At 62.9% G+C, this 21,928-nt stretch carries 16 protein-coding genes; 12 read left to right on the top strand and 4 right to left on the bottom strand.

Annotation, left to right across the window (positions count from 1 at the left end; translation table 11 throughout):
• Positions 1-314: 314 nt before the first annotated feature.
• From BEN48_RS07795 to BEN48_RS07785, 3 genes are all read left to right on the top strand, one after another.
• A complete protein-coding gene (locus BEN48_RS07795; protein ID WP_070734035.1) occupies positions 315-3,449 on the top strand; it encodes a SusC/RagA family TonB-linked outer membrane protein in 3,135 nt (1,044 codons plus the stop codon).
• Between the two features lie 102 nt (positions 3,450-3,551).
• Positions 3,552-5,102 (top strand): SusD/RagB family nutrient-binding outer membrane lipoprotein, encoded by a 1,551-nt coding sequence (locus BEN48_RS07790; RefSeq protein WP_070734034.1) that lies wholly within the window; start codon positions 3,552-3,554, stop codon positions 5,100-5,102.
• Positions 5,103-5,173: 71 nt separating this feature from the next.
• Complete coding sequence (locus BEN48_RS07785) at positions 5,174-6,442, top strand: hypothetical protein (RefSeq protein WP_125932531.1); 1,269 nt, start codon at positions 5,174-5,176, stop codon at positions 6,440-6,442.
• A 231-nt stretch (positions 6,443-6,673) separates the two neighbouring features.
• On the opposite strand, the gene BEN48_RS07780 is transcribed toward BEN48_RS07785, so the two are convergent.
• Both BEN48_RS07780 and BEN48_RS07775 read right to left on the bottom strand, forming a co-directional pair.
• Positions 6,674-8,488: a glycoside hydrolase family 10 protein gene (locus BEN48_RS07780; protein WP_070734032.1), complete on the bottom strand. Its 1,815-nt coding sequence runs from the start codon at positions 8,486-8,488 to the stop codon at positions 6,674-6,676.
• Between the two features lie 284 nt (positions 8,489-8,772).
• The gene (locus tag BEN48_RS07775; protein ID WP_070734031.1) at positions 8,773-9,051 is read right to left on the bottom strand and encodes a hypothetical protein; all 279 of its coding nucleotides are present in this window, start codon (positions 9,049-9,051) and stop codon (positions 8,773-8,775) included.
• 151 nt (positions 9,052-9,202) lie between these two features.
• On the opposite strand from BEN48_RS07775, the gene BEN48_RS07770 reads away from it, so the two are divergent.
• The 4 genes from BEN48_RS07770 (at position 9,203) to BEN48_RS07755 (ending at position 12,663) form a co-directional block, all read left to right on the top strand.
• The gene (locus BEN48_RS07770; protein WP_070734030.1) at positions 9,203-10,048 is read left to right on the top strand and encodes a hypothetical protein; all 846 of its coding nucleotides are present in this window, start codon (positions 9,203-9,205) and stop codon (positions 10,046-10,048) included.
• Between the two features lie 112 nt (positions 10,049-10,160).
• The gene (locus BEN48_RS07765) at positions 10,161-11,030 is read left to right on the top strand and encodes a rhomboid family intramembrane serine protease (protein ID WP_070734029.1); all 870 of its coding nucleotides are present in this window, start codon (positions 10,161-10,163) and stop codon (positions 11,028-11,030) included.
• 210 nt (positions 11,031-11,240) lie between these two features.
• Positions 11,241-12,251 (top strand): zinc-binding dehydrogenase, encoded by a 1,011-nt coding sequence (locus BEN48_RS07760; RefSeq protein WP_070734028.1) that lies wholly within the window; start codon positions 11,241-11,243, stop codon positions 12,249-12,251.
• 139 nt (positions 12,252-12,390) lie between these two features.
• Positions 12,391-12,663 carry a hypothetical protein gene (locus BEN48_RS07755; protein WP_070734027.1) on the top strand — a complete coding sequence of 91 codons (273 nt, stop codon included), beginning with the start codon at positions 12,391-12,393 and terminating at the stop codon, positions 12,661-12,663.
• Positions 12,664-12,755: 92 nt separating this feature from the next.
• Here the strand turns inward: BEN48_RS07755 and BEN48_RS07750 are convergent, their stop codons facing one another.
• Both BEN48_RS07750 and rfaD read right to left on the bottom strand, forming a co-directional pair.
• On the bottom strand, positions 12,756-14,144 hold the full coding sequence (locus BEN48_RS07750; RefSeq protein WP_070734026.1) for an FAD/NAD(P)-binding protein: 1,389 nt from the start codon (positions 14,142-14,144) through the stop codon (positions 12,756-12,758).
• 144 nt (positions 14,145-14,288) lie between these two features.
• Positions 14,289-15,257, bottom strand: a complete 969-nt coding sequence (gene rfaD, locus BEN48_RS07745; protein WP_070734025.1) for an ADP-glyceromanno-heptose 6-epimerase — start codon at positions 15,255-15,257, stop codon at positions 14,289-14,291.
• A 149-nt stretch (positions 15,258-15,406) separates the two neighbouring features.
• On the opposite strand from rfaD, the gene BEN48_RS07740 reads away from it, so the two are divergent.
• From BEN48_RS07740 to BEN48_RS07720, 5 genes are all read left to right on the top strand, one after another.
• Positions 15,407-16,282: an ABC transporter substrate-binding protein gene (locus BEN48_RS07740; protein ID WP_070734024.1), complete on the top strand. Its 876-nt coding sequence runs from the start codon at positions 15,407-15,409 to the stop codon at positions 16,280-16,282.
• A 3-nt stretch (positions 16,283-16,285) separates the two neighbouring features.
• On the top strand, positions 16,286-17,287 hold the full coding sequence (locus BEN48_RS07735) for a FecCD family ABC transporter permease (protein ID WP_070734023.1): 1,002 nt from the start codon (positions 16,286-16,288) through the stop codon (positions 17,285-17,287).
• Between the two features lie 97 nt (positions 17,288-17,384).
• Complete coding sequence (locus tag BEN48_RS07730; RefSeq protein WP_070734022.1) at positions 17,385-17,801, top strand: 6-pyruvoyl trahydropterin synthase family protein; 417 nt, start codon at positions 17,385-17,387, stop codon at positions 17,799-17,801.
• Positions 17,802-17,912: 111 nt separating this feature from the next.
• Entirely contained in the window at positions 17,913-19,025 is a 1,113-nt protein-coding gene (gene lpxB / locus BEN48_RS07725) for a lipid-A-disaccharide synthase (RefSeq protein WP_070734021.1), read from the top strand.
• Positions 19,026-19,282: 257 nt separating this feature from the next.
• Positions 19,283-21,928 (top strand): reprolysin-like metallopeptidase (locus BEN48_RS07720; protein WP_125932530.1); only part of this gene is annotated, 2,646 nt, incomplete at its 3' end.

The following is a 21,928-nucleotide window of genomic DNA, read 5'->3' as shown; positions in this document are numbered from 1 at the left end:
GGCGCTGGCCTGGTGAGGCAGGTGGTTAATTACGGCTAATTAGTATAATAAAATTTTGAATATTGAATAAGCGCAAAGGTTTCGAATCAGAGGAATAATAAATGAATGTTAGGCGAATATTTCGCACATTTGAAGCTGTAGCACTTCGCCCTCGGTGCTTCGCAATGGTTCTATGATTGACAAGCCATTCTGTTGTAGCTGTGTACTGCTTTGTTCGACCTTGCTGGCCGGAACCTGATTGCGCGCGGCGCCGGGGTCCGGCTTTTTTGTTTCCCGTCCTTTTTTCCTTCATTTCCCGCCCAATTTACTTTTCTATGAAAAAAAAATACTGGTTGCTCTTCCTTTTGCTCAGCATGCTGCTGGCGCCTCCCGGCTGGGCCCAGGCGCCCGGCACCGTGACCGGCACCGTGACTTCGGCCACTGACCAAAGCCCGCTGCCGGGCGTGACCGTGCTGGTGAAAGGCACCACCGTGGGCAGCACCACCGGGGCCGACGGCCGCTATGCCGTGCAGGCGGCCCCCGGCGCGGTGCTGGTGTTCAGCTTCATCGGCTACACGCCGCAGGAGCGCACCGTGGGCTCCGACGCCACCCTCAGCCTGAGTTTGAAGGAAAGCACCACCGGCCTCGACGAGGTGGTGGTGACGGCCTACAATATTGCCCAGGACAAGCGCGAACTGGTAACGGCCGTGCAGGAAGTGAAGGCCAAGGACATCATTGACTCGCGCCAAACCAACGTGGTGAACGCGCTGCAGGGCAAGGTGGCCGGCGTCAACATCACCTCGTCGGGCGGCTCGCCGGGCGAGGGTGCTTCCATCATCATTCGGGGCGGCACCTCGCTCGATGGCGACAACCAGCCCCTGTTCGTCATCGACGGGATGATAATGGACAACAGCTCGTTTCAGGAGAGCACGGCGCCGGGCGGCGGCTCGGCGTTCAACGGCCTGCTGGGCCGCTCGGTGGGCTCGGCCAACCGCGCCGGCGACCTCAACCCCGAAGACATTGCCAGCATCACGGTGCTGAAAGGCCCCGCCGCCGCCGCCCTTTACGGCCTGCGCGCCGCCAACGGCGCCGTGGTGATTACCACCAAAAAAGGCGTGGCCGGCCGCACCACGCTCAACTTCCGCACCCAGTACTCGGTGGATGCAGTGAACCGCCTGCCCAAAATGCAGAGCGAGTACGGCCGCGGCTCCAACGGCATTTTCGACGCGGCCACGCGCATCTCCTACGGCCCGCGCTTTGCGCCGGGACAGGAAGTGTACGACAACCTGCGCAACTTTTACCAGAAGGGCCAAACCTTTCAGAACTTCCTGAACATGTCGGGCGGGTCGGAGAAGGCCAACTTTTTTGTGTCGGCCTCCAACCTGGAGCAGACCGGTGTGACACCCAGCAGCCGCTACGACAAAAGCACGGTGCGCCTGTCGGGTACGGCTGAGATTTCGCCCAAGCTGAGCGTGAGCGGCTCAAGCCAGTACCTGACCTCGGGCGGCGAACGGCCCATTCAGGGCCCGGGCCTGTTTGGCTCGTCGGGCGGCTTTATGCTGAGCTTGCTCAACTGGCCCCGCGACGACGATGCCCGCAACTTCCTCAACCCCGACGGCAGCCGCCGCCGCTTGCTGGCTCTGGGCAACGGCACCGACGCCGACGCCGACAACCCGTACTGGACGGTGCGGAACAACCCCCAGACCGACCGGACCAACCGCTTCATCGGCAACGTGCAACTGGGGTTTAAGGCCACCAACTGGCTGCGGCTCAGCCACAACATCGGCACCGACCTGTACACCACGCGCACCACTTCGGTGCGCGCCGTGGGCACCTCGCAGGTAGGCAATCAGAACGGCGGCCTAGCCGAAAGCGTGGTGCAGTCGCGCCTGATTACGGCCACCAGCCTGGCCACGCTCTCGCACACCGTGAACGACAACCTGAGCGGTTCGCTGATACTGGGCAACACCATTGAGGCAAACGAAAGCGAGGCCGTGGACTACATCGGCCTGATTTTCCAGAATCCGACCTTCATCGGTCTGAACAACACCGTGAACCGCAATGCGTTGCAGCGCGATGCCACGCGCCACCTCATCGGCAACTTTGCCCGCCTGAACACCACCTTCTTCAACCAGGTGTTTCTGGAGCTGCAGGCCCGCTACGACCAGTCGTCGACGCTGCCCCGGCCCGACGAAGGCAAAATATTTGGCAAGGGCTTTCTCTACGGCTCGGCCGGCCTGGGCTACGAGTTCAGCAAGACGCTGGGCCTGGAGCAGAACAATATCCTCAACTACGGCCAGCTGCGGGCCTCGGTGGCCGAAGTAGGCCGCGACACCGGCCCCTACCGCGTGCTGTCGGCCCTCACGCAAAACCAGTTCATTGGCGGCGGCTTCCGCAACGACTTCTTCGGCTCGAACCCCAACCTGAAGCCCGAACGCACCCGCACCTACGAAGCCGGCGTGAAGCTGCAATTCCTGAAAAACCGGCTGGGGCTGGACTTCAACTACTATTACTCCCGCACCCGCGACCAGCTCATTGCGCCCCGCGTGAGCCAGGCTGCAGGCTTCATCCTGCAGTACATCAACGGCGGCATCGTGACCAACGAAGGCCAGGAAATTGCCATCACCGGCACGCCCGTGAAAACCGCTTCGGGCTTCACCTGGGATGTTATTGCCAACTTCTACCACAACACCAACCGCGTAGAAGAGCTGCCGAATCCCCTCACGGTGGTGTTCCAGTCCGACGCCTTCATCACCAACGTGCACCAGGGCGGCGCATTCCCCGGCCGGCCCATCTCGGGCGTGGGCGCTTCGGACTTCAGCCGCGTAAACGACCCCAACAGCCCCGATAACGGCAAAATCATCATCAACGGGGCCACGGGCTATCCAGTGGTGAGCCCGGCCTTTGCCTACGCCGGCAACCGGGCCCCGCGCTTCACCACCCAGTTCACCAACACCTTTACTTACAAAGGCTTGTCGCTGACTTCGCTGCTCGACTTCCGCGTGGGCGGCGTGGTGATTAACGGCAACGACTGGTACCAGACCACGGTGGGCACCTCGACCCGCACCGCCGACCGCTACAAGCAGGTTGTATTCGATGGCGTGGTGCGCAACTCCGACGGCACCTTCACGCCCAACACCCGGCCCGTGGAGCTCACCCAGGCTTACTACACCAGCATTCTGGGCGCCGCCGGCACGGCCTTCATCGAAGACGGCTCGTGGGCCCGCCTGCGCTACATGACCCTGAGCTACGGCCTGCCGGTGTCCTGGCTGAGCGCTACCAAGTTCATCAAGAGCGTGGAACTGAGCGTGACCGGCCGCAACCTGGTGCTGCTGACCAACTACTCCGGCGCCGACCCCGAAACGTCGGCGGCCGGTGCCGGTGTACGCGGCGGCGGTTCGGGCGGGTTCGATTATGGCAACGTTCCGGCTACGCGCGGGGTTGACATGGGCCTGCGGGTAAACTTCTAATTGTCAGGGGTCGGTGAGCTGTGGAGCAGGCTGCATCGCACCTGCTTACAGCCCTCCGGCCCCGATGCTGACAATCCTTAACTACTAATCGACACTTGCGATATGATAACTAAGAAATACCTGCTTGGGCTGGGCCTGCTGCTTGGTGGCAGCGCCCTCACGGCATGCGAGAAGTTTCTCGACGTGAACACCAACCCCAACAACCCGACTGTTGCCACGCCCAATTTTATTTTGCCTGGCATTATTTCCAATGGCATTCAAACCCAGATGTTCTCGGCGTTGCGCGTGAATTACATCACCCAGTACATTGTAAACCGAACGCCTACCAGCGCCAACGACCAGTACTTTTTCACGAACGCCCAGAGCACCAACACCTTCAACTTTTCCTATTTTCAGTCGGGCGGTAACATTCCCGGCATGGTAAAGGCCGCGGAGGAAGAAGGCTCCTCGTACTTTGTGGGAGCCGGCAAAATCATGCAGGCCATGATTCTGGCCCACCTCACCGACATGCTGGGCGACGTGCCCTTCTCGGAAGCCTACCAGGGCGGGGCCAATTTTACGCCCAAGTACGACCCGCAGGAAAAGCTCTACGGCGACATCAACCGCCTCTGCGACGAGGGCGTGGTGGAAATGGCCAAGCCCGCAAGCAGCCAAAAGCGCCCATTTTACAGCACGTCGCCCAGCGAAAGCGGCGATATCCTCTACAAAGGCGACCCCGGCAAATGGACGCGCCTGGCTTACGCCCTCAAGGCCCGCCAGGCCCAGCACCTCACCAAAAAAGCCAGCTACGACCCCGCCGCCGTGCAGGCCCTGTGCGCCCTGGCTTTCCGCAGCAGCGCCGACGACGCCCAGCTGCAGTTCCAGACGCCCGTGGCGCCGCTCGTGAACACCACCAACATCTTCGGCATCACCCGCTCCAACTTCGGCGGCGCCACGTTCTCAACCAACCTCATCAATTACCTGAACGGCACCACTTTTACCGGCGTAGTTGACCCGCGCTTCGGCGTTATTGCGCCCACTACCAGCACCGGCGGGCGGCCCGGCGTCACGACTCCGGCCGGCACCAACGTGGCCCCCGGCAGCACCACTACCACCGACTTCTACGCCAGCTGGTACGCCCGCGACCTGGGCTACTACGAGGTTATTACCTACCACGAGGTCAAGTTTATTGAGGCCGAAGCGGCTTTCCGCGCTGGCAACACGGCCAAGGCCCTGGCCTCATTGCAAGAAGGCGTGCGGGCCCACATGCGCAAGATTGGGGCCGGGGGTACCTTCGCGCCGCCCACTGTTACGTTCCCGGTCATCACCGAGGCGCAGATTACGGCCTATTTGGCCAGCGCGGCCATGCCTCAGACTGCGACGGCCGTCACGCTGCGGTCCATCATGGAGCAGAAATACATTGCCATGTTCCTGAACCCGGATTCGTGGTCGGACCTGCGCCGCCTCGATTTTGACCCGGCCACCTACGTCAACTTCCTCTACCCGGTGGGAGCCAACAGCATCGTGTCGGGCCAGGCCGACCCCACGCGCCGCTACCCGCGCCGCCTGCTGCCGGGCGCTACCGAGGTAACCGCCAACCCCAACGAAGTGGCTCGCGTCGGCGGCAACGAGCCCGACTACATCACGCGCCCCCTTTGGTTCGACATGCCCTGAGTGGCCCGCCGGCGTGATGACCGGCCCTTTCCTTCTGGCCCCCGGGCCGAAACCCTAACCGAACAAGCACCATGCATTCAAAAATAAAAACCGGGGCCTGGCCCCGCTTGCTCCTGCTGCTGGCCGTGCTGGCCACGGGGTGCAAGAAAGACGAGCTTGATGACTACTACACCGAAGTTGGGCCGCAGTTTCCCACCTTCCTTGGCAATGCGCTCAACACGGCTACCAAGTACGCCACCGGCGAAATCGTCACGTTTGAGCTGCAGTTCGCTCCGCAAACCGACCCCATCAAGCAGGTAGTGATTCTGCAAAAAGTAGAGCCCTCGCGCGACTCGGTAGCGGTGCAAACCATCCCGTATGCGCCAGCGTTTTCCCGCCTGAAACGGGCCGATACGCTCGCAGTCCGGTACACGGTACCCGCCGGCGCCAACAAGGCGCTGGTACGCGTAGACGCCCGCATAGAAAGCACCAACGGCCAAAGCAAAACCCGCACTTTCTACTACCGTCTGGCCGAAGCTACCCCCACCATTGTGGTGAACTCCGGCCCCACCAACGTGACCGTACCCGCTGCCGGCTCTCCCGCGCCCGGCGACGTGGTGCGCTATAACGTGACCCTGAACGCCGGGGGCATTACCACCGCGCCGGTGCCGCCCTCCACCGCGGCCGTGCCCGCCGGCACGCTTTACAAAGACCTTGACAGCCTGGTGGTATGGGCCAAAGTAGGCACAGCGACCGAACGCCGGGTGGTGCGTATCAAGACTGCCAATAGTGGTGCCCAACTCACCCAAAACGTGGATGTACCCCTGCCCGCCGGCAGCGCCGGGCAGCCCGTGGTGCTCCGCTTCGAGGCCAAGGTGCGCACGCCCGCGCGCACGGCATCGGTCACGGTGGCGGCCATTACGCCGGTGGCGCCCACGCCCTTTAGCGCCACCATCCGCACGGCCGCGCTCACCTACACCGGCACCACCGGCGGCGACCTGGCGGCTTACGACCTCACCACGTTTGCCGCAGTGGCGGCGGCCGGCCCGGCCACCAGCAAGGACTTGGTCATCAGCAGCACTGCTACCAACCAGGTGCAGTTCCGCACGCTGAGCACCAACACGCGCCTGGTGCGCTCCACCACGGCCGTTTATAACGCGGCCACGCTCACCAGCATTCGGCAGCTTTACAATGCCACCGCGGCGGCATCTCAGGTAACTACGCTCGATAACATTGTGGTGGGCGATGTCATCATCACCAAGCTACGCGGCCTCGACCAGTACGCGGTGGTGCAGGTAACCAGCATCAACCGCACCTCTGCCACAGATGTGGCGGTATCGCTGAATATCAAGGCACTGTAGCGCGGAGTTGGTTCAGCTTTCCTGCTAAAAAAAAGACCCGCTCTCCAAGCAGGAAGGCGGGTCTTTTTTGTTTGAGCACTCGTACCGTTGGCGCGCGTCTGTGACGCGTTGCCTACTGGTTTCGAGCCTGTGGCTCGCCCAGGCACAACTCGCGGCAGGGCCCTGTTAACCACACAGGGAAATAACGCATCGCGGAAAGGTGCCAGCCATAACCGCAACGGCTGCCAAGCGCTAATTGCCAAACAACCGGTCCAGGAAACCGCGTTTTCTGGGCTTCACCTTTACTTTTACTTTGGCAGGGGGCGCGGCGGTCTCCGGGCTCTCGGTAGAAGGGGCGGGGCGAACGGCCGGGCGTGGCTGCGGGCGGGGCGGCACGGGCTGCGTGACCACGGCCGCTGGGGCCGAAGCGGGGGGCGATACGCCCGCCGGCGACTGGCCCACGGCGAGCTCTACCGCCTGCTGGCCCGAGGTGATGACCCGCATGGGCCGGCTTTCGTTGTGCAGGCGGTCCACGGCCGTCACGTAGTAAGCGTAGGCCTGGCCGGGCGCCGCCGTGGTGTCCACAAACGTAGCGGGGAAACCGGGCGCCGGGCGTGGCAGCGCCAGAATGCGGCGTGGGTCGTTCGGCGACGACCGTTCATCGGCCCCGAAGCGGTAGAGCACGTAGTACGTGGCAATGTCGCCATCGGAGGCTGCTGCCCCCGACTGCCAGCTCAGCGTGACCGCGCGGCCGAGGCGGCGCAGGGTGAGGTTGGCCACGGGCAGGGGCGGCACGGCATCCATCCAGGGCATGGTGGGCATCAGGGCCGGGTAGCGAAACAGGTCCTGGCGAAGCGAGTCGGTGGTGCGCAGGGGGTTGGCCAGCACCGATTTGGCCGAGAAGAACACGCTGCCGCTGGCATCGTCCGGGTAAGTGCGGTTGAGGCGAATCTGGCGGGGCAGCTCGCGCGGGTTGCGCCAGGTGGTGTCGGAGCGCGTGCTCTCCAGCATGCGGTAAGTGCCGTGCCCAATGTAGAGGTGGCGGTCGAAGTGGTTGCGCGTCCACCACTCCAGCAGAATGGGGTAAGGCACGAGCTTGAAATTGGTGCTCCAGTACAGTTGGGGCAGGATGTAGTCAATCCAGCCTTTCTCCAGCCACAGGCGCGAGTCGGCATATAGGTTGGAGTAGGACGGCTGCCCGGCGCGGGTATCGGACCCCAGCGGATTGGCCGACTTGTTCATCCAGACGCCGAAGGGCGAGATGCCGAATTTCACCCAGCGCTTGGCGGTCTGAATGCTGTCGTGCAGGTCGCGAATAAGCACGTTCACGTTGTTGCGGCGCCAGTCGCCCAGCTTTTCGAAGCCATCGGGGTTATGGTCGCGGAAGGCGGCTTCGTCGTGAAATACCAGGTTGGGGGCGGGGTAGGGGTAGAAATAGTCGTCGAAGTGCACGGCGTCGATGTCGTAGCGGCGCACCACGTCCAGAATTACCCGCGTGATGTGGGCGCGCACTTCCGGCAGGCCGGGATTATAAAGCAGCTGCCCGCCGTAGCGCAAAAACCACTGCGGGTGCCGGCGGTAGGGGTGGTTGGGTGCCAGGCGACGCGTGACCGAGTCCATGGTGGCGCGGTAGGGGTTGAACCACGCGTGAAATTCCATGCCACGCCGGTGGGCCTCCGTGATGAGAAAGGGCAGCGGGTCGTCGCCATCGGCCGGGGCTTTGCCCTGCGTGCCAGTCAGCCACTTGCTCCAGGGCTCGATATCGGACTTGTAAAAAGCATCCGACGCGGGCCTGATTTGCACAAACACGGCGTTGAGGCCGGCGCGCTGGCCGGCATCGAGCAGGCGCAGGTATTCGCGGCGGTACTGCGCCGGCGATTCGCCCCGCTGGGTAGGCCAGTCGATGTTTTCGACGGTGGCAATCCACATGCCGCGCATCTCGCGCTTGGGCGGTGGGTCGCCGGATAAATCAGCCGCCGGCTGGGCTTGGGCCGAAGCCGTCAGGCTGCCCCAGCCAATGAGTAAAAGAAAGAAATAGCGACAGCGAGCGGCGAGCGAAGGGAACATCAACAAAAATCAGCAACACGGATAATAGCCGCAAATTACGGCGCAGCCACCCCACCAAGCGCAACTGGTGCTTTGGATGGCTGAGTAGCAGGGGAAGCAAACCGGGAAATCCGGCTCCATAGAACGCATCAAATACCAGTCCGCCTCAACGCCGAACGGTCCGGCAAAGCACCCTCAAAGCATCTTTTGCTTTGGAGGCGCTTTGCCGGACCGTTCGGCTGGCAGCACAACGCTCTCAATGGGCACGTTGCCTTTAGAAGGTGTGAGCCTGACAGTACTGGGCCTTACGACCCGGTGAGCTCGGTGTCGGTTTTGGGCAAATCGGCCCCGCCTTCCATGCCGTTGGTCTGGCTGGCGTTGCCGTAGTCGCCGCGGATGCCCGCGCCGTCGCCCATGTTTTCCTGGGTGCTTTTGGGAATGGCACCGTCGGCGGCGGTACCGGCCTCGGGGTTGCCGCTGGCGTTCTGGTCGCTGTCGGTGCCCTGGGGCGTGGTTTCGCCGCCGGTGCTGGTGCTGGCCATGTCGGGACGGGGGTCGGTGGGGGTTTGCTCGGGAGTAGGCATGGGCTGGAAATGGGAAAGGGTGAGACCGCAGCGCGGGTGCGCTCCGGTACCAGGCTTTACGGGTGCGGCGCTCAACGGTTGGGGGCAGGCAGATTGCGCGCTATTCGCGAACTTGCTGCATCCGTCATTTCCACCAGCTCAACCCGCGGCCATGTCCAGCTCTGCCAGCTACTTCGACCACCAAAAAACCAACGACGAACTGCTGTTTTTCGTCCAGAACCCCAGCCAGTACGAGCCCGGTGTGGTTGAGGCCGCTCGGCGCGAGCTGGAGCGTCGCGGGGCCGCCTCGCCAGCTTCCCCTCAGCCCGCAACGGCTCCCTACGTGTCGCCGCCCGTGGCCGCCCCGGCCAGCCCGGTGGGCAAAATGGTGGCCCTGGGCCTGCTGGTGGTGGCCCTGGGCGGCGGCGCCTACTGGCTAAAGCAGCGCGACGACGCCCAGATGGCCACCGTGAAAGCCCGGCAGGAAGCCCGCCGCAACCGGCCGGCTCCCAAGCTGGTGGAAGTAGCCACCAACGCCATTCCCAGCTACGACGGTGTGGTAGCCAAAACAGTGGCCGCGCAGCTGAGCAAAATTCCAACTCAGGAAAAAGCCAACCCGCAGCACATCCGCCAGTTCCGGGAGCTGGCCAAGCGCTTCTGGGCCGCCCAGGCCCAGTCCGAATACCTTATCGACCAAGCCACCTCTGGCAAAGCCAACCCCATGTTTGGCGAACAAACCGTGGTAGCGCGCCAAACCTGGACCGCCTGGAACCACGCCGCCGTGTACACCTACAAGTTTGGCCCGGAGATGACCCGGCAGGTGGAGCACATGGGCAAGGTGGCCAGTAACCAACAGCACATTCTCCACAGACTGCCCGACCTGCTGGCTGACAACGAATACAAGTGGGACAAGGAGATGCTGAGCCGAACCGCCGAGGTAGAAGACCTGATGGCCGGCATCCTGCCCGTGTCGCCCGTGTCGGGTCGCCCATACAAACGCACCGTGCTGCGCATGTGAGTGGCCACCGTTGCCGTGGGCCAGAACTGCCGGATTGGGCCCATCAATCTGAACAACATGGCAAAGTGGCGGCTTGCTAAGCGTGGCGCACTCCTTGCCGCGCATCGTTCCTATGGAAGCACCTGACCCCGGCCTGCCCAACCCCGGTTCTACTGCGGCGCTGGCCGAGCAGCTATTTGCCCAGAAGCCCGAAGCCGAACTGCTGTACCTGGCTCAAAACGCGGCCCGCTACCCGCCCGCCGTGGGCGCCGCCGCCATGGCCGAGTTGCGCCGCCGCGACCTGCTGCCCGAGGCTGGCCCCCCCGCCGTGGCCGTGCCCGAAACCCACGAAACGTGGCCCGAGCTCATTGGCCAGCTGCTGCGCGGGCTCTTCATTCCCTCGCGCCGCTTCCTGGCCACGCCGTTGCTGCTCAACCTCAACCTGCTGGTGTTTGGTCTGATGGTTTTCAGCGGCGTGTCAGCTTCGGACCCCACCGGCCGGGAGCTGGTGGCTTGGGGCTCCAACGTGTCGGGCCTCACGCTGCACGGCGAGCCGTGGCGGCTGCTCACCAGCCTGTTTGTGCATGCGGGCCTCTCGCATTTGCTGCTCAACATATGTTCCCTGTGGCTGCTGGGCCTGCTGGTGGAAGACCGGGTGGGCCCGCTGCGCTTGGCCGTGGTGTACCTGGCCAGTGGCGTGGGCGGCGGACTGGCCAGCCTGTGGTGGCACAGCAACGGCATCAACTCTGTGGGCGCGAGCGGGGCCATTTTCGGCCTCTACGGTTTCCTGTTGGCCTTGCTGGTAAGCAAAAGGCTGGTGCTGGATAAATCTGACCGTCGCGCCATGCTGGGGTTGGTGCTGTACCTCGTGTTCAGCAACCTGCTTTCCGGCCTCACCGGCAACATTGATAATGCGGCTCACCTCGGCGGCTTGCTTACGGGCTTGCTGGTGGCCGGGCCGTTGGCCATGCCGGGCATGAAATCAGCGAACAACAGCAAGTGATGATAAGTAACCGTTTGCACAAAGCTGCTGTTTAGAGGGCTTTCAGAATGAATTCAGAACGTCCTGCTGAGCGCAGCCGAAGCAGCTCTACCGCCATACTAAAATTGATTAGTTCCACGGTAGAACTGCTTCCACTGCGCTCAGCATGACGTTCCTTATGCTCACTGCTCACTGCTCACTGCTCACTGCTCACTGCTCACTTAAAAAAATATGCAAGCCCTTCAGCTCGATGCCGTTCACCAGCCCGTTGCCGTGCGCGACGTGCCCACCCCCACGCCCGCCGCGGGCGAAATCCTGGTTCGGCTACACGCCGCCGCGCTCAACCACCGCGACGTTTTTATTCAGGACGGCAAGTACGCGGGCATTAAGCTGCCCTGCACCCTCGGGTCTGATGGCGCCGGCGAAGTAGCCTCCCACGGCGCCGGTGTGCCCGCCGATGCTCCAGCCGTGGGCAGCCGCGTACTCGTCAACCCCGGCTTGCGCTGGGGCGACAACCCCCGCGTTCAGGCCTCTGATTTTGTAGTGCTGGGCATGCCCGACCCCGGCACCTTTGCCGAATACATCAGCCTGCCGGCCCGCTACATCCGGCCCCTGCCCGCGCACCTCAGCTTTGAGCAGGGCGCGGCGCTGCCGCTGGCCGGCCTCACGGCCTACCGGGCGGCGTTCACCCGTGCCCAGGTGCAGCCCGGCGAGCGGGTGCTGGTAACGGGCGTGGGCGGGGGCGTGGCCCTCATGGCCGTACAGCTGTGCGTGGCCCGCGGGGCCGACGTCTGGGTGACTTCCAGCTCCGATGAGAAAATTGCCCGTGCCCAGGAAGCCGGTGCTAAGGGAGGCATTCGCTACAACGCCGAGAACTGGGTTAAAACCCTGGTTAAGCAGGCAGGCGGCGCGTTCGATGTCATCATAGACAGCGCCGGGGGCGCCGCCTTCGGGCCGCTGCTGGATGCGGCCGCGCCCGGCGGCCGCATTGTGTTTTTCGGTGGTACCCTGGGCAATATCACTGATATACCGCCCGGCAAAGTGTTCTGGAAGCAGCTCAGCATCCTGGGCTCCACCATGGGCACCGAGCAGGACTTCGAAGACATGCTGCAGCTCGTGACCGAAAAAGGCATCGTGCCCATCGTAGATAAAGTGTTTCCTCTGGCCGAAGGCGAAGCCGCGTTGCGCCATTTGGAGGCCGGCGCGCAGTTCGGCAAAGTGGTGCTGAAAATAGGCGCGTAAATACTTGTTAACGAATTAATTAACAGCTTGTTATAAAGCGTTAAAAATGTTTAAAATTTGCGGTTTTTGGGAATGAAATAACAGCTGATTTGGTTAATAAAGCAACCCGATTATTGTCTCAAATTCAGCCCGTTTCGCCATGAAGTCTGCCGCCGAATACCTTGAATCGCATGTTTTCGAAGCTCGTCGCCCGCGCCGCGAACTGCAGCCTGTTGTGGCCCATTCCGATGCCGTAGCCGCCATCGAGCAGGCCCTGGCCGATGCCGAGAAATACAAATACCTGCTGATGCGCGCCCTGCGCCGCCACGCCGATGACACCGCTGGTGTGCCCGCCGCCCCCGCAGCTTCTTTTTTCAACGAAGCTGCGCCGGTGTTGCCTCTCTACCCCAGCCAGGAGCGCATGGCTGCTTAGATACAGGCCGCCTTTCCTTCAAAACAAAAGCCCCGGCTGCCTTCATCAGGCACCGGGGCTTTTGTTTTTCGGCAGTAAAACCAGCCGTCAGCTCATACCCGGCGGGCAATTTCGGCCGCCAGGTCGGCGGCCTGCTGCCGCAGCTCCGGCACGGCCGTCGACTCAAAATACGCCGGCCGCCGGCTGGGTCCCAGCGTAAACAAAGTGGTTGAGACCACGCCATCGGCCCCGCGCAGGGCACCGTGGGCATCGGTTTGCAGACCCAGCCGCAGGCAATCGGGCGAGAGATGCCCCGCGTCGCGCAGGCTCATCACCAGCGGGTCGGCAATGCGGCCGTAGTCGAGCAGGGGGCCGGCGCAGCACACCACGTGCCGGGCCACGTGCCAGCTGCCGGGCGCATCGTGGGGGCGCACCCGCACCCGCAGCCCATCCCCATCGGGAATTATTTCGCGCACCGTGCCCACGTGCAGCTGTACCAGCCCGGCCGCGGTGAGGGCCTCTACGGCTTCGGCATTGCCGGGTGGGCTGCGGTGGCGCGCCACGGCCCACAAGCCCACAAGGTGACGCAAAAACCGGCGCTGTTCACACAGAGGCCACGCCGCCCAGATGCGGCCCAGGTCCGGGCGCAGCGAATCGAGCACCGGCCGCCAGTCGATGCCCTGGGCTGCCGCCGTACGCAGGTGCCGCCTGAACACCGCCAGTACCCCACTTACGGTGGTTTCGGCCGCCAACTCGGGGTAAAAATTGGGGTAGGATACCCCTACGGGGCCATGGGCCTTGGGCCAGCGCCCGTGGCGGGCCACCACCGTTATGGGGGCGCGGTGGCCGTCCTGGCGCAGGGCCAGCAGCACGTCCACGGCCGTCAGCCCGGAGCCGATGAGCAGCACGTCGTCGTCGGGGCCAATGCGGCGCAGGTTGCCAGTGGCCCAGGGGTCGGCGTGGTAGGCGGGGTGGTGCAGGTAGCGGTAGTCGGGTGCAGCCGGGGGCGGGGGCGGGTAGTTGCCCAGCGCCAGCACCACAAAGTTGCTGAGCAAGGTGGTGCCATCGGCCAGCACTACTTCGCGGCGGCCGCCGGAGCGCAGGGGGGCTGCCACGGCGGTGGTTTGGTGCCACTGCACGCCGGCGGCACCGCCGCCCGCATCCGCCAGCACGGCCGTGAGTTCTTCGTGCAGATAGCGGCCGTAGGTGGTGCGGGCCGCAAACTCGGGCACGCCGGCTGCGCTTTCGGGCTGCAGCCGCAGCCAGTCGGCAAAGTGCTGGGGGGCGTCCGGGTAGAGGCTCAGGGAGCCCGGGCGCACGTTGAGCAGGTACTCGGGCCGGCGGGCGGTGTAGGCCAGGCCGGGCCCGGGAACGGCCCGGGGCTCAATCAAATGAATTTCGGCCTGGGCCAGGGCTGGCTGCCGCCGGAGCTGCAACGCCAGCGCCGTGCCCGCAAAGCCGCCGCCCACAACAGTAATAACGGGCCGGGTAAAGTGGGTCACAGTAAAAAAATGGGTGAAAAAGCAGCAAAGTACTCCGGTGGTTGGGCACGCCGGCAAGCGAAAGCAATGGTCCAGAAAACGTGCTAACCGCTGGCTTTCCGGGTGGGTTTTGGGCGGCCCTGGCTGCGCAAGCTAAAAAAAAGCTTACAAATACCGCCCGGGTACCAGGTAATTCTGCACGTAGTCGGCTATTCCGTCTTCCAGGCGAGTGAAGAGCCGGGTGTAACCAATGCCTTTGAGCTTGCTCATATCGGCTTGGGTGAAGTACTGGTACTTGTCCCGAATGTCCTCAGGCGTATCCTTAAAGTGGATATCGGCCGTGCGGCCCAGGGCCTGGAACGTATTCAGGGCCAAATCCAGGAAGGTGCGCGCTTCGCCGCTGCCCAGGTTGTAGATGCCCGAATCTTTCCGATGCTGCAGCAGGAAGAAGCACACTTCCACCACATCCTTCACATACACGAAATCCCGCATTTGCCCGCCGTCGGTGTAGTCGGGGTTATGCGACTTGAAGAGCATCATGGAGCCCGTCTTTTGAATTTGGTCGAAGGCGTGGAGTATCACCGAAGCCATGCGGCCCTTGTGGTACTCGTTGGGCCCGTACACGTTGAAAAACTTCAGCCCTGCCCAGAAATACGGCTTTTCTTCCTGCGCAAGGGCCCAGTTGTCGAAGTCGTTTTTAGAGTCGCCGTAGGGGTTCAGTGGGCGGTAGAGGGGAAACAGAGCCTCGTCGGTGTCGGTGTAGCCCAGGATGCCATCGCCGTAGGTAGCGGCCGAGGACGCATACACCAGCGGCAACTGGTATTGGCAGCAGGCCTGCCACATCTGCTTGGAGTAGTTCAGGTTGAGCAGGTCGAACACGGCCGGGTCCATCTCCGCGGTATCGGTGCGGGCGCCGAGGTGAAACACAAATTCCACCTGCTCGTGGTTGGCGTCGAGCCACTCGAAAAACGTTTCCCGGTCCACGTACTCGCGCAGCTTCTTGCCTTCGATGTTGGGCAGCTTTTTGGCAACCGAGAAATTATCCACCACGACTACGTCGTTGAAGTTGGCGGCGTTGAGGCGGGAGACGAGGCAGCTGGCAATGAAGCCGGCCGCACCAGTGACTAATATCATAGGGGGCGGGTTGGGGAGGGGCAAAGGTAAACCGGCGCGCCGGCCGAACGGATGCTGCCGTTTTCCACTCCGCTGGTGCCCTGCGAGGGCCCTGACAGCACCATGCAGACTGGAAATTTGCGGCACCCGTTGGGTTTACCTTTGCCGCCATGCGTTTTCTTTTGCTGCTTTTACCCCTGGCCGCGCTGTTGGGTTGCCAGCCGGCCCCGGAGCAGGCCGCCACCGTTGTCACCACCGACGACCTGGGCCGCCGCCTCACCCTGCCTGCCCAGCCGCGCCGGGTGCTGGCCCTGGCCCCTAGCATGACCGAAATGCTATACGCCGTGGCCGATACCGCCACCATCGTGGCCCGCGTACCCCAGGACAACTACCCCGCCGCAGTGCTGCAGAAGCCCGTTGTCAACAACTACCCCGTCGACCTGGAAAAGCTGGTGCTCCTGCGCCCCGACATCGTGTTTACGATAGATGGCATCACGCCCGTCGACGATGCCCAGCGCCTGCAGGAAGTGGGCGTGCCGGTTTTTTACCAACGCTTTCGGCTAGTGGATGACGTGTTTACCGGCCTTGAGAAGCTGGGCCGCCTGCTGGGCCGCCCGGCCAGGGGCCGCCGCGTGGCCGATTCGCTCCGCACCGAGCTCAAGGCGCTGGTAGCTGCTCCTAAGCGCGCAGCCCCGCCCACCGTGCTGGCCATTACCTGGCAGGACCCCATCTATTGCTACGGCCAAAACACGCTCTTCACCGACCAGATTCGCCTGGCGGGCGGCCAGAACGCCGTCACCGAAACCTTTCCCCAGCCCTACCCGGCCCTCACCCGGGAGTACATTCTCAAGCTGAATCCCGACGTGCTGCTGGGCGGCACCTTCGAAAAGATGGACAGCACCTTTTTCAAAAACTACCCCGAGCTGCGGCGCATCAAAGCCTACCAAAACCGCCGCGTATTCGCCATCACCGGCAACCTGATGGAGCGGCCGGGCCCGCGCGTGGTAGAGGCAGTGCGCGAGCTGCAACAGTTGCTCAAAAAATAAAAATTGAAGAATCCCCGCCCCCTCTTCTGGCTGCTATTTGGCGTCCTGCTTGTGCTTGTGCTGGCGTTGGGGGGCCTGCGCGTGGGCAGCTATTCCACCTCCTACGGCTTTGTGCTGAACACCCTGCAGCATTACGACCCCACCGACCCGGCCCAGCTGGCCCTCGTGCAATTGCGCCTCCCGCGCATTGTGCTGGCGCTGCTGGCCGGTGCCAGCTTGGCCGTGAGCGGCTACCTGCTCCAAACGCTGGTGACCAACCCCCTGGCCGACCCGTACCTGCTGGGCACGGCTTCGGGGGCGTCGCTGGGGGCCATTGCCTCGTTTGTGCTGGTGCCCTCGCTCACGGTGGCGGGGGTATACCTGCCGCCGGTGGCGGCGCTGGCGGGGGCTTTTGGCGCCACGCTGCTGGTGGTGGCGCTGGGCACCCGGCGCGGGCGCATCTTGCCGGCGCCGCTGCTGCTGGCAGGCGTGGCCGTGGGGGCGCTGGCGGCGGCGCTGGGCAGCCTGCTCACCTTCATGGCCAGTGCCGAGGGCAGCTTGCGGAGCGTGGTGTTCTGGGCGTTTGGCAGCTTCGAGCGGGCCGGCTGGGACGTGCTCCCGTACCCGGCAGCGGCGCTCGGCATCAGCTTATTTGTACTGGCTTTCATGCAAAAAGACCTCAACCTGCTGCTGCTGGGCGAGGAGCGGGCCGCCGCGCTGGGCCTGCCCGTGGCGCAGCGGCGCTGGCTGCTGGTGCTGCTGGCCGCCGGCCTCACCGGGGGCGTGGTGGCGCTGTGCGGCCCGGTAGGCTTTGTGGGCCTGCTCATTCCGCACCTCACGCGGGGGCTGCTGGGCACCACCGGTCGCTACAATTTACTGGTCTGCGCCCTGCTCGGTGGGGGGTTTCTTCTGGCCTGCGACTTGCTTGCCCGCCTGCTCTACCCGCCTGCCGGCCTGCCGGTGGGCTTGGTCACGGCCCTGTTCGGGGTACCCTTCTTCGTATATTTGCTGCGAAAAAATAATTAAGCTACTGGCTTTTAGCTGCTAGCTGTGAGCTTCTTTCCAAAAGAAGTTACTTGAAAGCAGCTGGCTAAAAGCTAGTAGCTAATAGCTTAGGAATACAATGATTTACGTTAGCCGTCAGGAACATTTCAACGCCGCCCACAAGCTGCACAACCCCAAGTGGAGCGACGAGCGCAACCGCGAGGTTTTTGGCCCGTGCGCCAACACCAACTGGCACGGCCACAACTACGACCTCATTGTGACGGTGAAAGGCCAGCCTGACCCCGAAACCGGCTTCGTGGTCGATTTAAAGGCGCTTTCCGACCTGTTGCGGGAGCACATCACCGAGCAGGTAGACCACAAAAACCTCAACCTGGACGTGCCGTTCATGGCCGGCCAGATGGCCAGCACCGAGAACCTGGCCATTGCCTTCTGGCAAATTCTGGAGCGCGAGCTGCCGGCTATTACCCAGGCGCGGCTGCATTGCGTAAAGCTCTACGAAACGCCGCGCAACTTCGTGGAATACTACGGAGCGTAGCGCTCAATTACAAATTTTGAATTATGAATTATGGGTGATGAAGTGCTGATTTTCAACAGGAAACATCGGCTTAATTCATGATTCACAATTCATAATTTATAATTCCCTCCAATGAAATATTATTTAATAGCCGGCGAGCGGTCGGGCGACTTTCACGCAGCCAACCTCATGCTTGAGCTGCGTGGGCAGGATGCCGAGGCGCAGTTCCGCTTCTGGGGCGGCGACCAGATGGCGGCGGTGGGCGGCGAGCTGGTGCGGCACTATCAGGACCTGGCCATCATGGGCTTTGTGGAGGCGGCCACCAGCGTCCTCAAGTTTCGCGGGTACCTGAAGCAGTGCCAGGCCGACTTGTTGGCCTACAAGCCCGATGTGCTGATTCTGGTCGACTACGCCGGTTTCAACATGCGGATGGCCAAAGTGGCCAAAGACCACGGTATTAAGGTTTTCTACTACATCTCGCCCAAAATATGGGCCTGGAACCAGGGCCGCGTTGAGAAAGTGAAGGCGCGGGTAGACAAAATGTTCGTCATTCTGCCCTTTGAGGAGGAGTTCTACCGGAAGTTCGACTACAAAGTGGACTACACCGGAAACCCCACCGCCGACGCCGTGGCCGAGTTTCAGCCCGCGCCCGACTTTTTTGAGCGCAACCGCATCGACCCCAACCGACCCATCATTGCCGTGCTGCCGGGCTCGCGCAAGCAGGAGATTGAGGAGATGCTTCATGAAATGATTGCCATTTTGCCGGGTTTCCAGGAGTACCAGTTTGTGGTGGCCGGCGTGAGCAACCTCGACCCCAACTACTACCGCCACTTCGAGCGCAACGGCATCAAGTTCCTGTTTGAGCAGACCTTCGACTTGCTCCACCACGCCAAGGCGGCCCTGGTCACCAGCGGCACGGCTACGCTGGAAACCGCCCTCTTCGATGTGCCCCAGATTGTGTGCTACCGCACCAGTGCTCTGAGCTATGCCATCGGCAAGATGGTGATTAAGGTGCCCTACATTTCGCTGGTCAACCTCATTGTGGGTCGGGGTGTGGTAAAGGAGTTGATTCAGAGTGATTTCAATGCCCGCAACCTGCTCGACGAGCTGAGAACCATGCTCACCGATGCCGACTACATGGCGCGCCTCAAAGCCGGCTATTCGGAGTTGCGCGATAAGCTGGGCCAGCAGCAAGCTGCCCGAAAAACTGCCGAGCTGATGGTAGACTACCTGAAAAACGGCTAAACCGAGTCAGCGCCTTGCCTAAAGTATCCAAAGTGCTGCCTTTAAGTGCGTTGTTTAGGTGCAAAGTGTTGTTTAACTAATCTCAGCTTACAGCCTTTTACCACAGCCCCGGTGTTCTGCACCGGGGCTTTTTGTTGTCTTTCTGTCCGATAAATGCGTCCTCCACACCACCACAGTTCGCATCGCAACACAATCAGCGCTTTGTGTCCCCGCTTTGCCTTAGATTTACTTCTTCTACTTCAATCACCATAGTTTAGATGACAAAGCGGTACGACGGCCATTGGGCTACTGTAGGGGCAACGGCGGTTTCAGCAGTCGGCGCGTGGCTGGGCCGGGCTGGCGCTTTGCTGTTCCTGATACTGGGCATGGCCCTGGGGGCCAGGGCGCAATTCAAGGCCACCGCTCCCTTTTTCCGGGCCGACGGCGAAGCTCGTGGAGCCGCCGCAAAGTCCAGGCTGGGGGCGGCCCTCTTCCGTTCTCAGGCCCTGACCCTGGACGTAGCCGGCTTGCGCGGGGCCCTGGCCGCGGCGCCATCGGAAGCGCAGGCTGGCGCGGCTCCCTTGGTGCTGGTGCTGCCCCTGCCCAATGGGAGCACCGGCCGCTTTGCCATCCGGCAAGCTTCGGTGTTGGCACCCGCACTCGCGGCCCGGTTTCCGGAGATAAAAACCTACGCCGGGATGGGGCTTGACGACGCAACTGCTTCCGTGCGGCTTGACCTGACGCCGCAGGGCTTCCATGCCCAGGTGCTCACCGGTGACGGTAATAGCTTTTACATCGACCCCGTAGCCCCCAACGATACCCGGCATTACCTCGGTTTTTATAAGCGCGACATGAACCGCGCCGCCACGGCCCTGGCCTGCGGCTTCCAGGCCACCGCTGCCAACAAAAATGCCACGGCCGCCCGGCGCAAACTGGCCCAGGCCACGGCGGCGGCCCGGCCAGCGGCCAGCGGCCCGCTGCTGCGCACCTACCGCCTGGCCCTTGCCAACACTCCCGAGTATGCCCTCACCAAGGGCAACACTGTGGCCGGTGTGCTCGCGGCTGAAGCCACCACCGTGAACCGCGTGGTGGGCGTGTACGAGCGGGAGCTAACGGTGCGCATGGTGCTGGTGCCCAACAACGACCAACTGGTGTTCCTGAGTGGCACCGGCCCCCAGCCCTCGCCACCCTATACCGACAACAACGGCGAAGCCATGCTGGCACAAAACCAGACCAACATCGACCGCATCATTGGCGACGCCAACTACGACATTGGCCACGTGGTGAGCACCAACGGTGGGGGAGTAGCCTTACTGGGCGTGGTGTGCGTGCCAAGGCAAAAAGCCCAGGGCGTGACGGGCCTGCCCAACCCCGTGGGCGATGCCTTTGATATTGATTTTGTGGCCCATGAAATGGGGCACCAGTTTGGTGGCAACCACACCTTCAACGGCGATGGCGGCAACTGCGCCGGCAACCGCAATCCCAGCACTGCCTGGGAGCCGGGCTCGGGGTCTACCATCATGGCCTACGCCGGCATCTGCGCCACGGCCGACAACCTGCAACCCAACTCCGATGCCGTTTTCCACACCGGCAGCTACGAGGAAATTCGGGCTTTCGTAGATGGCACTACCTGCGGCACCAGCGCCGCCACCGGCAACACGCCCCCCGCCCTCACGGTCCCGCGCAACGTGCGGACGCTGCCCATCGGCACACCCTTCAAGCTGATGGCCACGGCTACCGATGCCCAGAACGACCCCATAACCTATTCCTGGGAAGAGCTGGACCTCGGCCGGCCCGGCCCGCTTACCGCGGCCCAGGTGCCCAACGACAACCGGCCGCTATTCCGCTCGCTCACGCCCACCCCGTCCGGCACGCGCTATTTCCCGCGTTTGAGCAGCTTGTTGTCCAATACCGCAACCTCCGACGAGCGGTTGCCGACAGTCACGCGCCAGCTTAATTTCCGCTGCACCGTGCGCGACGAGCACAACGGACCCGTCGGGGTAGTGGGCGGCATCGATTTCAGCCCCACCCTGCGCCTGAACGTGAGCAGCACCGCGGGCCCCTTCGAAGTCACCGCCCCCAACACCGCCGTGTCCTGGACCGGTGGCAGCGCCCAAACCATTACCTGGAACGTGGCCAACACCACCGCCCCGCCCGTGAGCTGCGCCTTGGTCAACCTGCGCCTGAGCCTCGACGGCGGCCTGACCTACCCCGTGGTGCTGGCCCTAAACGAGCCCAACGACGGCAGCGCCGTGGTGGCCGCTCCCAACGTGGCCAGCAGCCAGGCCCGCCTCATGGTGGAGTCCGTAGACAATTACTTTTTCGATATCTCCAACGTCAGCTTCAGCATTGCGTCTGTTGCGGCGCCCACCATCAGCAGCTTCTCGCCAGCGGGCGGGCTATCCGGCACGGTGGTCACCATCACCGGCACCAACTTCTCCGGGGCCACGGCCGTGAGGTTCAACGGTACTCCGGCCACATCATTCACGGTTAATTCGGCTACGCAGATTACGGCCACGGTAGCGGCTGGCACCAGCACCGGCGCCATTACCGTAGTGGGCCCTACCGGCACCGGCACTTCCGCTACGCCTTTTGTGGTGGGCGCCCCGCCCGCCATCAGCAGCTTCACGCCCGGCACCGGCGCGGTGGGCAGCCAGGTAGTGCTCACGGGCACAGGTTTTACCAACGCAACCACCGTGCAGTTCAACGGCATTTTTGCTCCGGTATTTACTGTAAACTCGGCCACTCAGATTACGGTGACAGTACCCCCGGGTGCGGTTTCGGGTCCCATTGCCGTCACTGCGGCCACGGGTACGGGTATTTCGTCGGGTAGCTTCGTCGTGATTCCGGCTCCGGTTATCACTTCGTTCACGCCCAACAGTGGCTCGGCCGGTGCCGTGGTCGTGCTCACCGGCAGCAACTTC

Source organism: Hymenobacter glacialis (assembly GCF_001816165.1).
GTDB lineage: Bacteria > Bacteroidota > Bacteroidia > Cytophagales > Hymenobacteraceae > Hymenobacter > Hymenobacter glacialis.
This window is presented reverse-complemented; position numbering and strand designations above follow the sequence as displayed.